Annotated in this window: 14 protein-coding genes and 1 pseudogene; 11 read left to right on the plus strand and 4 right to left on the minus strand. The window is 48.7% G+C overall.

Translation table 11 applies throughout. The annotated features are described in order from the left end of the window. Positions 1-15 precede the first annotated feature (15 nt). From terC to L3068_RS23690, 5 genes are all read left to right on the plus strand, one after another. Positions 16-1,056, plus strand: a complete 1,041-nt coding sequence (terC, locus tag L3068_RS23670) for a tellurium resistance membrane protein TerC (RefSeq protein WP_000255079.1) — start codon at positions 16-18, stop codon at positions 1,054-1,056. 48 nt (positions 1,057-1,104) lie between these two features. Continuing rightward, on the plus strand, positions 1,105-1,683 hold the full coding sequence (terD, locus tag L3068_RS23675) for a tellurium resistance membrane protein TerD (protein WP_000116680.1): 579 nt from the start codon (positions 1,105-1,107) through the stop codon (positions 1,681-1,683). A gap of 68 nt (positions 1,684-1,751) precedes the next feature. Further along, entirely contained in the window at positions 1,752-2,327 is a 576-nt protein-coding gene (locus L3068_RS23680) for a TerD family protein (RefSeq protein WP_000301247.1), read from the plus strand. Between the two features lie 428 nt (positions 2,328-2,755). Beyond that, complete coding sequence (locus L3068_RS23685) at positions 2,756-3,997, plus strand: vWA domain-containing protein (RefSeq protein ID WP_001053340.1); 1,242 nt, start codon at positions 2,756-2,758, stop codon at positions 3,995-3,997. A 90-nt stretch (positions 3,998-4,087) separates the two neighbouring features. Then, complete coding sequence (locus L3068_RS23690; protein ID WP_000374058.1) at positions 4,088-4,543, plus strand: hypothetical protein; 456 nt, start codon at positions 4,088-4,090, stop codon at positions 4,541-4,543. 240 nt (positions 4,544-4,783) lie between these two features. Here the strand turns inward: L3068_RS23690 and L3068_RS23695 are convergent, their stop codons facing one another. Next, positions 4,784-4,975, minus strand: coding sequence for a DUF7706 family protein (locus L3068_RS23695; RefSeq protein ID WP_000398479.1), 192 nt, complete (start codon positions 4,973-4,975; stop codon positions 4,784-4,786). A gap of 91 nt (positions 4,976-5,066) precedes the next feature. Beyond that, the gene (locus L3068_RS23700) at positions 5,067-5,408 is read right to left on the minus strand and encodes a hypothetical protein (RefSeq protein WP_001151572.1); all 342 of its coding nucleotides are present in this window, start codon (positions 5,406-5,408) and stop codon (positions 5,067-5,069) included. 625 nt (positions 5,409-6,033) lie between these two features. Here L3068_RS23700 and L3068_RS23705 point away from each other — a divergent pair. After that, positions 6,034-6,254: pseudogene (locus L3068_RS23705) on the plus strand (type I restriction-modification system subunit M N-terminal domain-containing protein); the annotation flags it as partial. 140 nt (positions 6,255-6,394) lie between these two features. Then, positions 6,395-6,649: a hypothetical protein gene (locus L3068_RS23710; RefSeq protein ID WP_000880375.1), complete on the plus strand. Its 255-nt coding sequence runs from the start codon at positions 6,395-6,397 to the stop codon at positions 6,647-6,649. 2 nt (positions 6,650-6,651) lie between these two features. On the opposite strand, the gene L3068_RS23715 is transcribed toward L3068_RS23710, so the two are convergent. Together L3068_RS23715 and L3068_RS23720 are read right to left on the minus strand one after the other, a co-directional pair. Beyond that, complete coding sequence (locus L3068_RS23715) at positions 6,652-8,691, minus strand: ATP-dependent helicase (RefSeq protein WP_000166877.1); 2,040 nt, start codon at positions 8,689-8,691, stop codon at positions 6,652-6,654. Beyond that, positions 8,688-9,674 carry a competence protein CoiA family protein gene (locus L3068_RS23720; protein WP_000211823.1) on the minus strand — a complete coding sequence of 329 codons (987 nt, stop codon included), beginning with the start codon at positions 9,672-9,674 and terminating at the stop codon, positions 8,688-8,690. The genes L3068_RS23715 and L3068_RS23720 overlap by 4 nt, the downstream gene beginning before the upstream one ends. A gap of 920 nt (positions 9,675-10,594) precedes the next feature. On the opposite strand from L3068_RS23720, the gene L3068_RS23725 reads away from it, so the two are divergent. The 4 genes from L3068_RS23725 (at position 10,595) to L3068_RS23740 (ending at position 14,395) form a co-directional block, all read left to right on the plus strand. Further along, positions 10,595-10,987: a hypothetical protein gene (locus tag L3068_RS23725; protein ID WP_000341066.1), complete on the plus strand. Its 393-nt coding sequence runs from the start codon at positions 10,595-10,597 to the stop codon at positions 10,985-10,987. A 658-nt stretch (positions 10,988-11,645) separates the two neighbouring features. Continuing rightward, positions 11,646-12,302, plus strand: a complete 657-nt coding sequence (locus L3068_RS23730; protein WP_000462754.1) for a trypsin-like serine protease — start codon at positions 11,646-11,648, stop codon at positions 12,300-12,302. 202 nt (positions 12,303-12,504) lie between these two features. Further along, positions 12,505-13,002, plus strand: coding sequence for a membrane protein (locus L3068_RS23735; protein WP_000340139.1), 498 nt, complete (start codon positions 12,505-12,507; stop codon positions 13,000-13,002). 4 nt (positions 13,003-13,006) lie between these two features. After that, a complete protein-coding gene (locus L3068_RS23740; RefSeq protein ID WP_012695445.1) occupies positions 13,007-14,395 on the plus strand; it encodes a hypothetical protein in 1,389 nt (462 codons plus the stop codon). Positions 14,396-14,553: the final 158 nt, after the last annotated feature.

Below are 14,553 nucleotides of genomic sequence, written 5' to 3' on the forward strand. Positions count from 1 at the left end.
CCCTAAGGGTAAAATATGGTTTCCACACACATCGGCTTCCCGACTGAAACGGTCATTGTTTTTATTGCGCTTTCAGTCGGTGCCATCTTTATTGACCTGTTTATGCACCGTGATGACAAGCCTATTTCGCTGAAGAGTGCGGCGCTCTGGTCCGTATTCTGGGTTGTGGTTGCGATGGCATTTGCCGGTTTCCTCTATATCCACCACGGTGCTGAGGTTGCCAGTCTGTTTGTCACGGGTTATGCGCTGGAGAAAGTGCTGTCGGTCGATAACCTGTTCGTCATGATGGCCATCTTCTCCTGGTTCGCCGTTCCGGATCGTTATCGCCACCGTGTTCTCTACTGGGGGATCATTGGTGCCATTGTCTTCAGGGGCATCTTTGTCGCCATCGGTACGAGCCTGCTGAGTCTGGGGCCGTATGTTGAAGTTGTCTTCGCTATTATCGTTGCCTGGACAGCGGTCATGATGCTTAAAAGCGGTGATGACGATGATGAAATTGAGGATTACTCCCAGCATCTGGCTTACCGCATGGTTAAACGCTTCTTCCCTATCTGGCCGAAGCTCAGAGGGCATGCCTTCCTGCTTAACCAGAAGGAAGTGGATGCTGAACTGGCGAAACCAGAAAACAGCGATGTCACCATTGGCCGTGGTAAAAAAGCGGCGCTGTATGCGACCCCGCTGTTCCTGTGTGTGGCTGTGGTTGAACTCTCGGACGTAATGTTCGCGTTTGACTCGGTACCGGCAATCATTGCCGTCAGTCGTGAACCGCTTATCGTCTATAGTGCCATGATGTTTGCTATCCTGGGCCTGCGTACTCTGTACTTTGTCCTTGAGGCACTGAAACAGTACCTGGTTCATCTGGAGAAGGCCGTTATCGTGCTGCTGTTCTTCATCGCGGCAAAACTCGGCCTGAATGCGACCGATCACATCTGGCATCATGGTTACAGCATCGCGGCAACAACCAGCCTGTATGTTGTACTGGGTGTACTGGCGCTGGGCATTCTCGCAAGCGTCATGTTCCCGGGCAAACCTGAATCTGAGGAAAAGGGGAGTTAATCCCCTTAAGTGTTAACCTGAACAATTACTAATCGAAGAGGTTATTTTATGAGTGTTTCTCTTTCCAAAGGCGGGAACGTCTCCCTAAGTAAAGCAGCTCCGTCAATGAAAAACGTCCTGGTGGGCCTTGGCTGGGATGCGCGTTCAACAGACGGTCAGGACTTTGACCTGGATGCTTCAGCATTCCTGCTGGCCTCAAACGGCAAAGTGCGCGGCGATTCAGATTTCATCTTCTATAACAACCTGACGTCATCCGACGGTTCCGTAACGCACACCGGCGATAACCGCACCGGTGAGGGCGATGGTGATGATGAATCGCTGAAAATTAAACTGGACGCCGTCCCGTCTGAAGTTGACAAGATCATCTTCGTTGTGACCATCCACGATGCTCAGGCTCGTCGCCAGAGCTTTGGTCAGGTATCCGGTGCGTTTATTCGTCTGGTTAATGACGATAACCAGACTGAAGTTGCTCGCTACGATCTGACCGAAGATGCGTCCACTGAGACTGCCATGCTGTTCGGCGAGCTGTATCGCCACAATGGTGAGTGGAAATTCCGCGCAGTAGGTCAGGGTTATGCTGGTGGTCTGGCATCTGTATGTGCTCAGTACGGCATTAACGCGTCCTGATCAAAAAGTAACTTTTCTACCCGGGGCTGTTAATGCAGCCCTCATTCAACTGTTTGCAGGAGCTAAAAATGGCAGTTTCTCTCGTAAAAGGCGGCAATGTATCTCTGACCAAAGAAGCACCAACCATGAATGTTGCTATGGTTGGCCTAGGCTGGGATGCCCGTGTAACCGATGGTCAGGGTTTTGACCTGGACGCTTCCGTGTTCGCAGTAGGCGAAGACGGTAAAGTGTTGTCAGATGCGCATTTCATTTTCTTCAATAACAAAACCAGCCCTGATGGCGCGGTAGAGCACCAGGGCGACAACCGTACCGGTGAAGGCGACGGCGACGATGAGCAGGTCAAAATCGATCTGACCAAAGTCTCAGCAGATATCAAAAAACTGGTGTTTGCCGTTACCATCTATGATGCAGAAGCGCGTAAACAAAACTTCGGCATGGTGAGCAACAGCTTCATGCGCGTTTACAACAACGACAACGGCACGGAAATTGCCCGTTTCGATCTGTCTGAAGATGCCTCAACCGAAACCGCTATGGTCTTCGGTGAACTGTATCGTCATGGCGCTGAGTGGAAGTTTAAAGCTGTCGGTCAGGGCTTTGCCGGTGGCCTGGCGGCTCTTGCCTCCCAGCACGGCGTTAACATCTAAAATAACGCTGAATCATACCCCGGCAATGCCGGGGTTTTTTTTGGTTGCGATCCGCTATCAGGAGGGGGGGGGCAGAAAGGGTTCGGGAATCTCAGAAAGCAGAGAGATGTTAATTCTGACGTGAGCCTTTTAAAGGCAGGAAACGGATTTTTCTCTGGTTGCTGGTTAAAGCCTGTATTCCGTGCCTTATATCAACAGCATGCCCCTCTGATATATGTTACGTTTGCGACTTATGAAGGCACGGGTTCTGGAAGATAAAATACCCGACCAATGGAAATTCCAATTCAACAGGTATAGAAACTTCAACGTGATGAAATATGGTGTCACACCATATATACGCCTCACCAGAAATCCAGCGTCCTGAACTAAGCCAGGGGAACCTATATAAACGCTGCGCTTTAAAATAATCAAAAATCAGGAGAGTTAATGTGAATCTACAATCCGGACAAAACATACCACTTCAGCAATCTGCGATCAGGCTGAATCTTCAGTACCCTACCAAATCCGGCTTTAAAGGCGAACCCGATACCTGCCTGTTCCTGCTTAATGCTCAGGGAAAGGTCAGCGGCGATTCTGACTTTATCTTTTACAATAATCTGTCTTCTCCTGAAGGGGCAGTAAAGCTCGTTACCGGTTCTCAGCAGTCCAGCATTGAGATAGCACTGGATCGTGTTCCTGCGAACATCAGTAAAATTGCAATCACAGTTGTCATTGATGGTGAAGATACCATCAGTGGGCTCAGTTCGTTGAGCATGCAGGCTCAAGGAATCGCTGAGTTCCAGGCTGAGACTCAGGGCCGCAGTGAGAAAGCAATTATCCTGGGTGAAGTATATCGGCACAATGGCGCCTGGAAGCTTCGTGCGCTCGGGCAGGGTTTCAACGGTGGTCTTGAGCCTCTGGCCATTAGCTATGGCGTTGATGTCGCACAGCCAGCTCCGCAGCCAGCAAAGCCTGCTCGTATCAGTCTGGAAAAGAAACTGGAAACCAGATCTCCGCGCCTTGTAAGCCTCGCTAAAAAAGCCTCGGTCAGTCTTACTAAAAATAAACTGGACACCCTTGAGGCAGCGGTTGCATTTGTACTTGACGCATCCGGCTCAATGAGTGGCCAGTTCAGTAAGGGTAACGTTCAGTCTGTGCTGGACCGCATCGCCGTTCTTGCCGCCCAGTTCGACGACGACGGTGAAATGGATGTCTGGGGATTTGGAGAGAAGCATAAGAAGTATCCAAACGTCACACTGGACAACCTGGACACATATATTCAGTCCATTCGCGGGGCTGGAAAGCGTTCAGCCTGGGAGAACCTGCCGGGCCTCGGAGGGACAAACAACGAGCCTCCTGTGATGGAAGAAATAGTCGACTACTTTAAGGACTCGAAAATCCCGGTGTATGTTGTATTTATTACCGATGGCGGGATCAGCAAGACCCGGGCGATTAAAGATGCAATCCGGCGTTCTGCCAACTACCCCATCTTCTGGAAGTTTGTCGGCCTGGGTGGTTCAAGCTACGGTATCCTCAAAAATCTGGATGACTTTACTGACCGCCGGGTTGATAACACCCACTTCTTTGCCATGGATGATTTCGGTTCGATTAGCGATGAAAAGTTATATGATAATCTACTGGAAGAATTCAGACCGTGGATCGATGAAACAAAAAGGTTAGGCATCCTTTAATACGCACAGTTTGAGCTTGGTTGAATGAGCTCTACAGCAGCTTAATACTGTAGAGCCTTTGTTCATTGGAAATCGTACAGGGAGGCGCATATGGACCGCATCAAGTACCTGAAATGGATAGCTGAAGAATCACCAAGTACGGCTCAGCAGCTGGTGGCCTGGTTAAACAGAGCAAGGCACTATACGCCCGACATGAAAGAGCATCAGGCAGGTGTACAGATTCAAGAAAAGGGGATTGTTGTAGGGCTTAGACAAAGTACTAATCGTTATCATGGAGATTGTCTGACCATACATGTGGTACGGCTTCCGGAAGAAATACAAAACAAGGGATGGTTTAAGTCTTTTCTGAAGCTTTGCTGTGAATCGAATCCCTGGTGCGATGTTGTAATAGAAGACGTGAAAAACCCATATTTATTAAGCTTTTGTAAGAAACTAAACTTTACTGTATTAGATGAATTTTACCCGAATACTTACATAGTAAACACAGATGCCATTATGAGTTTACCTATCCCACCCTTAGGGAGATACGAAACCTATCTTTATTAAACCTGCGAACCTTTACCGGTTGCGTGGGGAGCGGATGGACTTCGGCTAAAGAAAAATCACATCGTCTATTTTGACCAGAAAAAGCTAATCTGCTTGATGTAATGCAGAAACGCATTACATTAATATCTTCTCCCAACAATCACCTGAACAATTCCCTGATTGCTTTTCACCTCATACCAGTGCTGGCTCATAGTTAGTCCTTAAGCAAATTTGTTATCGGAATAAAGAACGAAGCCAGCCTCATCGAGGCGCATAACCTTCTTCCCTTAACGCCTGTTGTAATTTTTCAATTGCGCTTTTCATTACCCAGGCTTCTTCGTCACTCACAGCACAGCCACGAAGATCGCTCCAGCTCAGACGTTTAACTAATTGAGCAAGGGCCATAGTTTCATTCTCATCAAGCTGCAAACTCAGTGTCTCAATACCTTCCACTATCTAACCTCCCTTATACTGAAAAATGGCGCTTTATTTCTGACCAGATGCCGAAGCCTTGAATGCGGCCGGAACTGCCGTTGTTTCTACTTTACAGAAATGGAATTAAAAAGTGGTGGTGCTGGGCACGTTTCTTTTCCAGTCGGGGTTTAAGCCAGAGCCGAAACTCATTCAACTTCTCAGCAGCCAAAACCGCTTCAACGGGGAAAACTTTATATTTACCCTGCTGCTGAGGTTCACCCAACCATCGCCTGATGGCTCCGTCAGTCCATAAACGAGTCTCTTTGAGCCTGGTTACAGTGACCCATTTCCTGGACCATTCATCAAATTGTCGCTGGCGATCCCGATAACGTTGTTCTTCCTGCTGACGAAGCCAGTCACGATCAACAGCGAATTTTCGGTATCCAACAAAGAGCCCTTGTACTTTGGCCATGACAACATTCCGGTTTGCTTAGAACTGTTCAGACAGACATGTCAGGGATAAAGCTGAAGAAAAAGGTACAACGAAGAATAACCAAGACATAGGCCTGCCGGGTAAGTGGTGCGGTGCACAGGACTGTCGGAAAGTACGCTCAGAGAGGGTCGTTTAAGCATGATGCACCACCGCCAGCCAGCCTTAATAATGGTAATGTACCACTGGGTTACCAGACAGACCAGTAACGCATCAAACATAAAACTGTTTTTTAAAAAACGTCAGGAACGTAGCCTGACCTTTTAACCAGTGGTGTAAAAAACATACAGATTGCTCTGAGGTATGAGGTTCAGCAACTAGCCTTGTCGACGCAGAAACATTAAGTAATCAATAGCAGCTATCGCAAACAATGGTGAAAACCACCACGTGCTTTTCAACAAGCCAAGCGGCAGAAAGAGTACAGTTGCCATCGAATAAACAAAAACACGAACCATACCATCTGTAATAAACATAGGCTATTTGCAATCTGAGGTTGGATTGTAGATTTTAGTTAGAAATGGATCAAAGTCCGTTTTGTGCAAAACTTGGTTGACAACCCTCTTTTGGAAGATGTGCCGTTTCGTGCAAAAGTTGGTTGGAGGCCAAGATGGCAGAGTTCGTAGGTTCGGCTGCTTCGCAAGCTGATTTCATTTGGAAGAACGCGGAAGACCTGTGGGGGGGGATTTCAAGCATACCGACTTCGGCAAGATCATTTTGCCGTTTACTCTGCTGCGTCGATTGGAGTGCGCACTGGAGTCTACACGGGAAGCATCGCTCGATAGCCAACCAGCCACGATTGAGTTCTTAGAAGCAGAGTTCAGTGTTGATTTCGATGCGCTGCTATCTTGACCGCCAATCAGACCCGCATGGTTCAGGTTTGTGTATGAGAGTCCCCAAATGGCTGTAGTTCTAACCAAAGCCTTGATTGAAGCCGGCCGCGCCGGAAATAGTGGGTACAGAAAAGGCAGTTGCTTGCGCTGGGCGTAAGTTACCCGCCGAAAAGCGGCTGGATCGAACGACTGATCGGCACTGAGGTATCTGACGAGCAGTACGAACGCTTTCTGGGGCACAGCACGAGCAAGCAGGCTGAACAGATCCTACGCGGAGAGCAGCCAGCCAAGGGGCTTCAGTATGCAAAGCGAGCGAAGAAGCTCGCTTCTGAAAGAAAAGCCACAATTGATCTGGATAACGAGCACCTGTCTGAAATCGAAAAGTATCGGTAGCCCTAGACTTTTAGCCGCTGAAGATCTCTTAGATACCATTGGTGAAACTTGCTGAAGTCAGCCTTCTGTTTCTCTACCGTGCTGTTATAGATCGCATCACTGGTAACCGCACAAGCAGTCCAGCCAGCCTCATAGACGAAGCGAGTAGCTATCGGTGACTTCTTCGGGGTGCTATCCCAGCGGTTTTTGAGCCACCGCGCAAGCCCTTCATCAAGAGGGACCACCAGATTTAGCTGCTGTTTTGTGCGAGTGATACCGACATAAAACAGCCGACGTTCCTCCTCGATTTCCTCTTCGGCCGGAGGGGTGTTCATCGATGTGCGAACGCTGTAAACATCATCGGGTTTGCCGCCAGGAAATTCCTGCTCATTCAGCCCGATCAGTATTACGTTATCCCACTCCAGCCCCTTGGAACCATGCAGTGTGGAAAGGATGAAGGGATCGCAGTCAGTAGCAGCCTCGCCTGGATTCAAGATAAGGTTTAAAAACGTGCGGGAATCGATCTTACTGGAGTCAAGTAGCTCCCCGATCCTCACGACCCCTCGTTGCTGGTCGTTCGATCCAGTGCGAGTTACACCCTCAGAGCCAACACTATCAATGAAACCCTCCATACTCAGGCGTCGTAACACATCGATAGCAGGCGTTTCCTCTCCGTCTTTCTGGCAGATAGTGGCGAGCCTGCCCAGCCGATCTTTTTGGTATTGTGCGCCCTCGAATAACTGACCTAGAGCAGACCATAGGTCGGCGTGCGGAGCCATCAATCCACTGAGCGCCGCTTTGAATTGCCCTTTCTGCCATCTAAAACCAGCCTCCTTCAGAAAGCCGTAAACAATCGCTTGTTTGTTGGGATGGTTTTCCAGTAGCCGCAGATCGCCGTACACAGACAGCAAGACGCCAACTACCAGTATCCCGATTTCGGTGCGGGTGTGTAATGCGCTTGAACCATTGAGGTAGCGATAAGGTAGCCCACACAGGCGTAAAGCAATTTCCGCCTCAGCAAGGTTCGCCTTAGTGCGGGACAATATGGCTTGTGTTCCACTGCTCACCGAGAGGTTTGATAGCACCTTGGATAGGCAGTTATCAAAGTGCAATCTGACCTCTGTTTTGGGGGTGCTAGGATGACTGACACAAAGCTTGGTCAGCTTTGTAGAGTTGCGCCGAATTACCGAGTTAGCCATCAAGGAAAGCTCATGGCCAAATCTGAACGTGCATGACAGTTGAAACACCTTCGTATTCGGGTAGTGCCTTTCAAACAGTCCGCCGATAAAGTCTGGTCGAGCACCACGCCACTCATAAATACACTGGTTAACATCACCAACAGCCATAACCGACGTATCCGACTTAGATAGCAAGCGGGTCATGTCATGCTGTATCAGGTTAACGTCCTGATATTCATCAACAATGATGTGCTTGAAGTGGGCACCAAGGCTGCTGTCATTACGCAACAGTGCGACAGCCTCAATCAAACAGTCATCAAAGGTTCGCAGACTGTTTTCCTCCAGCAGCTCACAATAGCGGCCATAGGCGTGAATAAACTCCCGTTTGATGTTGCTGAACGTTGGATCATTGGCAGCATCAACAGGAGTTACGGCCGCCGCCCGGCAGCGAGCAATAAACAGCTCGAAGTTTTCAATTTCATTGGGGTCAATATAATTCGCCTCATGGTCAAAGCCATAGCGGTAGGCTTGCTTTACCAGTTGCTCATAGCGGTAGTCGCTTGGAGTAATGAGGTCTTTCTTCTTGATTATCTGTTGGCGTTCTCCGTAACCAACAATCTTTAAGGCCAAGCTGTGGAACGTGCGGATTTCTGGAATCACGCTCGACATCAGTGCCGTCTTCAAGTTCTCCGTGAAGCTCACCTGCGCCGACTTGTTGTACATCAGGATCAGAATGGAGCGAGGATCAGTTCCCGTCTTGACCAGCCGCTCAACGCGCTTTACAAGTGTGGTTGTTTTCCCGCTACCAGGTACGGCTTTTACCAACGCATGTCCGGTGTCATGGCTGACAATACTTTTCTGCTCCCAAGTCAGTCTTTTGGTCATGCCTTAACCTTGTAATTGGCGCACTGACGGGCCTCGGTGTAGGGAACGATCTTTGCCTTACTGTGACATTGCAGATAGCCATCCTCCCATCGGCCTGCTTGCTCGCACATAATGCAGTTGGGAAATAGTGAATGAGGATCGGCGTGACGGATAAAAGCTCGTAAGTTATCAGCCAGCTCAGCGGCCCCTAACGATCTAGGCCATGTGTTCACGTCAGAATTGATTGTTAAATCCACTTCAGCGAGCGGCATCGTTTGTTCGTTGAGTCGGCCGGAACCACTTAAACTCCAGACAGACATATCCACGTTACCTACTGAGCAGACGCCGCTACAGGTGTCCACAGATTGAAACGGGGGAAGCCAGTTGAATACTCTCAGGATCTTCTCCTTGATCGAGTAGGCCCCGGTAAGCAACATCTGAATATCAGAGGCAGATTGGACCTTAAACTCAAGAATCGGGATACCGGCTTCGATCTTGTCTTGAGAGCAGGGGTGTGTGACACAAATCTCTACGTAGCAACGCCTTTCGCCAGTCGTATCATACAACATCACGTCTGGTCGCAGCCCTGTGACCTTATCGTGTTTTTCCAGCTCTGCCTGATCGAAAAATTGAGTCAAGTTGTAGCGTGCAGGCACGGATTTTACGCACTGACGTGCTTCGTCTCTAACCAAGGCTAAACGAGAACCATTACAGGCAACCCGGCGCTCCAGCTCAAGGCTAATAGGCATTTCACGGCTGAGAGCTTGTTGGTAGCGATAGAAGAATGCTTCTTTGCCGCACTTGTGAAGATAGGTTTCAAGGGCACAGCATTCTTCCGAATGGCGAAAGTGCTTAGCGTTGAACTCGCCCATTACCGGGGTCAGGGGGCTCTTACAACCTGGGCAGGTGTAAGTATGTGAGCGCAGGGCAGCGCCAATGTGCGTGAGGGTGCCCTCGCCGTCTAGCGCGTAAGCGTATTGTATTGAGCTGGATTGAGTTGTCATGACTGCGTATCCTCCCAAAAAAATCCAGCTAAGAACAGACCTTACGGCAGGCAAATGGTAAGTAGTGCTTCTTGAAGCAGTCGAGTGTACAGCGGCTCAGTGAAAAAGCTAATCGCCCGCTCAACAACCTAGTGATACTGGTGCAGATTCGACAATGAGTTAATGCCCGGAGAGCATCTGCAAGACTTCTAGCTGGAAGGCATTCCAACCAGCCCTCGCTTCTGAAAAGCCGTCAGGAAACGGTAAAATCCAACCAAGTGAGCAACTTCACTTGATCAAAGATCTAAGGCTAGAATGATGGAATTCCAACCTTAGTTTGCAAATAGCCTAAACATATAACTTCCTCTGAGGATTTAAAAGAATTCTCAGATGTCTTGAAAGCTACTTTTTAAACTTTCTCATTCTGAGAAGCATATTTAATTTTGCTGCGTCTGCTCGTGCTGCTGCTACAGAAAGGGCTTTATGCAGTGAAACTACCACGACAAACAAACAGAACATCGACCAGAATCCATCCATTTCGTTTACCTAATCGTTGAGGTTTTTATTCGGGATATCTGGCTAAATAGGACTACACAGATACCCAGTTAAACCCCCCGCTTACATAACACTCCGGTTCCTCACCAGACGTTTTATTCTATCGCGGTCTGTGGTTATCAGAAGCTGCATAAACCGGTTATTTAGTCCGTTACGCGAAAATTATTGAGGATCCGGGCTGTTAAACTGTTCTTCCTCTTTCGCTTCCGGAGAAAAGGGGAGGTGTCACCCTGCGGCCGGGTAGTGAAAGGGATTTGACGTAATTCAGGCGAAGGGCGAACAAGACCGCAAAGGACGCCCGGGCGACCGGATACCTGCCGGGTTGTGCGAAGTAAAAACCGGAAGCAGTGATAACACAAACAGGCCCCTACAGCGTAAGGATTGTGATGGACGATAAAGAGCAATTTACGAATCTTGTGGCAAAGCATGCCTCCGGACTCACCGAAGAGCAGCTGGCCGGTTACGATGCCTGTTCCCTGGATGGTGAATGCGTCACGCCTTCATACGAGGTTTTCCGGGGGTATCGTACCCGCCATACCCTGGATGAATTTCTGGAGATGGCCATATCGCTGAATGCCATCCACCCGGATGAATATTTAACGGATATGCTGCTTAAGCCTCATGAGGTGATCGGCGCTCTGGCCGATGAAGGCGACCAGCTGAACAACGCCACCCCGGTTTATTTCTTCCCGGATACCGGCGTCTATGCAGCGGCCGTCAGTGAAACCCGGGTGCTCGATGCCTGGCTTTGCTGGCCATGCTACCCGGCGAACTGGTAACGCGGCCGTTGGAATTGCACCGGCAGGATACGAATTTAACCGACCCCGTGGCGGGAAGGTTATCACAATTGCATGTCCTCATCCCTCAAGCCCCCTGCCAGGCCCTAACGTGCTGTCAGGCTTCGCCTGATTCCCGATCTGCGCCGGTACTTCAGCCGATAACTTTTTGTTTTCTTTTTATTTTCTCCCCATTTCCTCAAAGTTCGCGGGCGGCGTGGACAGGGCACCATTGCCGCATGTGGGGTCTTAATAAGGGCAGGGTGGTCAGGTTTGCTCGATGCCGGGGGTAGGCCCTACCCTTTATGGGATGAGGACATGCAATTCACTAAATTAATCGACAGCACCGGTGGTGACTTATCTGTAACGGGTCAGTTTTGATACGGGGAATGTTTCAGGGTTAAGATCTGGAATCATAAAAATATACGCTCCCGTTCAGGACATACGACTTGAAATGGATAATGCCATTAAAGGAATTCCAGCCTTTCGTCGATAACAGTTTCTGACCATCGCCATAACCATGTCATGGAGGAGACTAACCGTGTTTCAGAGGTGAGCTGGTGCCTGGCAAAACATACAAACTCAAATATCAGGAAGCGAGTTTAGTTGTTTATAACATGCAGCCGTGTAACTGATTAGGTACCGGCAAAAGGAGGAAATAATGTTTGAAAACTACGTTTGTAAAATCTATGTAAGCAATGATCCTCATTTTAGTAGCCATCTCGAAGCAACTGCGTTTGGTTTCGATAATGGTCAGCAGCAAAAGATTCTCACCGCAGCCCATGTTGTTACCAATGCTCTTGGAAAAATTTATCCCGTCAGCAATACACTTAAACTTTACGTCAAATTTCTTAACCATCAAGGACTGGTGAACGAAGAGCCTGTTCTAGTCGATTTCATTCTCAATGAGGCTAATGACAGGGCAGACTTTAAAGACGGCATTCCGTTTGTTGACAGTGCAGAAATCGTATTACCAGCTGGAATACAACAGCCTGTAAGTAGTTACTTTAAGGTCCTGGCTCCCGCAGCTGGCATGGGTACATTGGGTGTCGGATATCCAATGAATGAGACAACAATTTCGACATTCCCTGGTGAAGTTTCAGGCATTTGGCCTTTAAATTGCTCAAATCATTCTCCCCAACATCTCACAACTCGCTTTGTAATAGCACATTTCAACACCGATGGTTGCTCTGGTGGACCCTATGTCGTCTCCGAGAATGACGAGCATTTTGTCATTGGAAGTCTGGTTGGAATAATGTCTGGAACCTGCCCAGATTCAAATCCACACATGTCTGTTCAGTCCGCTACTGATTTTTAGCAAAGTCAGTTCCAAAATGACGCTGGCACGATAGTTATTTTGGGTCTGCCCGATATGGCGTCTGCCCTTACTAACAGCAACAGCATTGAAACTGACAAACATGAACTCGAAAGTGCCACAATAGTAAGTCATGATTTCTTCATCACTTTTATGGTGCTCTTTTTCACCTATCACACAGCAAGTTATGAATACGAGGCCTGTAATGGACGCTACCGAAACTGAAGAGCTCGAAAAAATTCGCAAGAAGGCAATGGATGAAGTTACAAGTGCTCTTCAGGCGCTTGAAAATAAGTTCCCGGGTATTACTGAGGGCGCAGCAGCTTTGGCGGGGTCAGGCGTAGGCGCAGCGGCTTCCTTCGGTGCTCTCTATACGCTTGGTACAACGGGAGTGTCAGCAGCAGGCATAACCTCCGGGCTCGCTACAGCAGGGTCTATCGTCGGTGGCGGTATGGTTGCAGGCATTGCGGTATTGGCCGCACCTGTAGCTGTGTTAGGGATTGGCGGGTACGCGATAGTGAAACACAAAAAAAATGCGAAACTGACAGCCGCCCTTAGTCAGGCCATCCAAAAGCTCTACGAAGTTCAGGAAAGGTTGATGTCGAATGCGGAATATTTTAAGGCAGAAATTGCTGGCATCAAGGCAACAATCGACATGCTTACTAAGAAAGCTCCAAAAGGTAGCCTGGTCGCGGTGAGGTAAACACATGAGTCAGTCTCCTTATGATGATGAGTTCAGGGCCATCCGTTATATTCAGCTCCGTGGTCAGGATATCGCGAACGCTCACGAGACAATTAACAGTGATATAGAGAGCCTTAAGGCACAGTTGACCGGGCTAATCAGCGGCACTGAACTTGATGAAGCGGAGCATCTGGCGCTTAAAGAACATCATCTGCGAGAAATGACCCCTTCAGATACTGCCATGCATTCTACTGGTCTCAAGACTATATATAGCGAGGCTAACCAGCGTGTATGCGGTGATATTGGACTGGCCACAATACTCTCCACGGATGACTTGGCTGTTGTAGATGCCCGGATCCAGAATCATATTAAAGAATTTAATGATCGCTACGCACTCGACGCCTGGGATTATGCTATTGCCTGCGGATGCGGGCTCATAGCATCCATGCTGGATTTACTTTGCGTCAGAGCCCCGCCAAAACCTACGGTGAGCTTTACGGCAGAAGTGGATGGTATTTTCAATAAACAGGTGCAGAAAGCCTTCAATGCCATTTTGCCGGAGGACCTGAGTACAAAACTCTCAGATTTGTTCCCTATAGGGGCACCAGACAGTTCGATCAGCAGCGATTTAGTGGGTGCGGCCGGTGGCGTTTTGTCTCCCACAAATCACCGCTTAAGAGCTTTGTCACACGATCCCGTACTGGGCATTATTTTCGGTATAAAGGATATGCTGAACGGGACCTGTACGGTGGTTCAGAATGGACAGATCGTGGTTTATCCTTCCAGTAAAGGCGTTACAGACGAAACCAATATTTTCAGGCTCATCGCCAGAATGTTTGGACACCTGGCATCGGATGTTAATGCCCCCTCAGCAAAAGGAAACCGTGGCATGGGGTTACCGGCTCCTTTTATGGGGCTACTTCGTATGCTTGAGGGGATCCCTGTGGGGAGTTCTAACTTCGGCAAACAAATAGAGTACATGTATGTCAACGGGTATGACTTTCGTCAGTTTATCGTGACAAGTATTCCGATGAGCATAATGGAAGTTTTGATGCGGGTTTTCTATGTGGCGAAACAGGTATCGCTGGGAAAAGGAGCTTTTGGGGAGACCTTACTGGATACCATGCCGTTGCGGCTAAATCCACGCTTCCGGATGATGCTTGCCCTGGGTTATGGAACTTCCAGTGCTGTTAACGCAGGTAAAATGTATATCACCGGCAATATTCTCAATGCGAATTACGCCTCCTGGATGGGGTTGGCCTGGAATGGTTTTCACTCACTCAAGTGGTCCCTTTATCAGCGACACTTAAAGCTTTGGGCCGGTATTGAAAAGGCAGAACTGGAACGGCTTCAGAACAATATAGACAGCATCGAGGCATTGACCATCATAGCAGGAAACTTGCCAGTCAAGTAACATTCACCGGAGCACCTCCGGAACCCCATAGCCCACCAGCTGCTAAAAATGTCTGCCTTTGCTTTTAATACTCTCTCTGCCTCCTCCCCGAGGCAGAGAGTAGCTCGTAGTTATTTATACAGCTCACAACAGGGCCATAAGATACTCCGCTTCTCGTT

The sequence above is a fragment of the Enterobacter cloacae complex sp. ECL414 genome, assembly GCF_021869685.1.
Taxonomy (GTDB): Bacteria; Pseudomonadota; Gammaproteobacteria; order Enterobacterales; family Enterobacteriaceae; genus Enterobacter; species Enterobacter kobei.

What these genes read in the sequence shown, in the direction of transcription:
- L3068_RS23725 (WP_000341066.1), top strand. Translation starts at nt 10,595, where the DNA reads ATGGACGATAAAGAGCAATTTACGAATCTTGTGGCAAAGCATGCCTCC.
- L3068_RS23730 (WP_000462754.1), top strand. Translation starts at nt 11,646, where the DNA reads ATGTTTGAAAACTACGTTTGTAAAATCTATGTAAGCAATGATCCTCAT.
- L3068_RS23700 (WP_001151572.1), bottom strand. Translation starts at nt 5,408, where the DNA reads ATGGCCAAAGTACAAGGGCTCTTTGTTGGATACCGAAAATTCGCTGTT.
- terD (WP_000116680.1), top strand. Translation starts at nt 1,105, where the DNA reads ATGAGTGTTTCTCTTTCCAAAGGCGGGAACGTCTCCCTAAGTAAAGCA.
- L3068_RS23735 (WP_000340139.1), top strand. Translation starts at nt 12,505, where the DNA reads ATGGACGCTACCGAAACTGAAGAGCTCGAAAAAATTCGCAAGAAGGCA.
- terC (WP_000255079.1), top strand. Translation starts at nt 16, where the DNA reads ATGGTTTCCACACACATCGGCTTCCCGACTGAAACGGTCATTGTTTTT.
- L3068_RS23740 (WP_012695445.1), top strand. Translation starts at nt 13,007, where the DNA reads ATGAGTCAGTCTCCTTATGATGATGAGTTCAGGGCCATCCGTTATATT.
- L3068_RS23715 (WP_000166877.1), bottom strand. Translation starts at nt 8,691, where the DNA reads ATGACCAAAAGACTGACTTGGGAGCAGAAAAGTATTGTCAGCCATGAC.
- L3068_RS23680 (WP_000301247.1), top strand. Translation starts at nt 1,752, where the DNA reads ATGGCAGTTTCTCTCGTAAAAGGCGGCAATGTATCTCTGACCAAAGAA.
- L3068_RS23720 (WP_000211823.1), bottom strand. Translation starts at nt 9,674, where the DNA reads ATGACAACTCAATCCAGCTCAATACAATACGCTTACGCGCTAGACGGC.
- L3068_RS23690 (WP_000374058.1), top strand. Translation starts at nt 4,088, where the DNA reads ATGGACCGCATCAAGTACCTGAAATGGATAGCTGAAGAATCACCAAGT.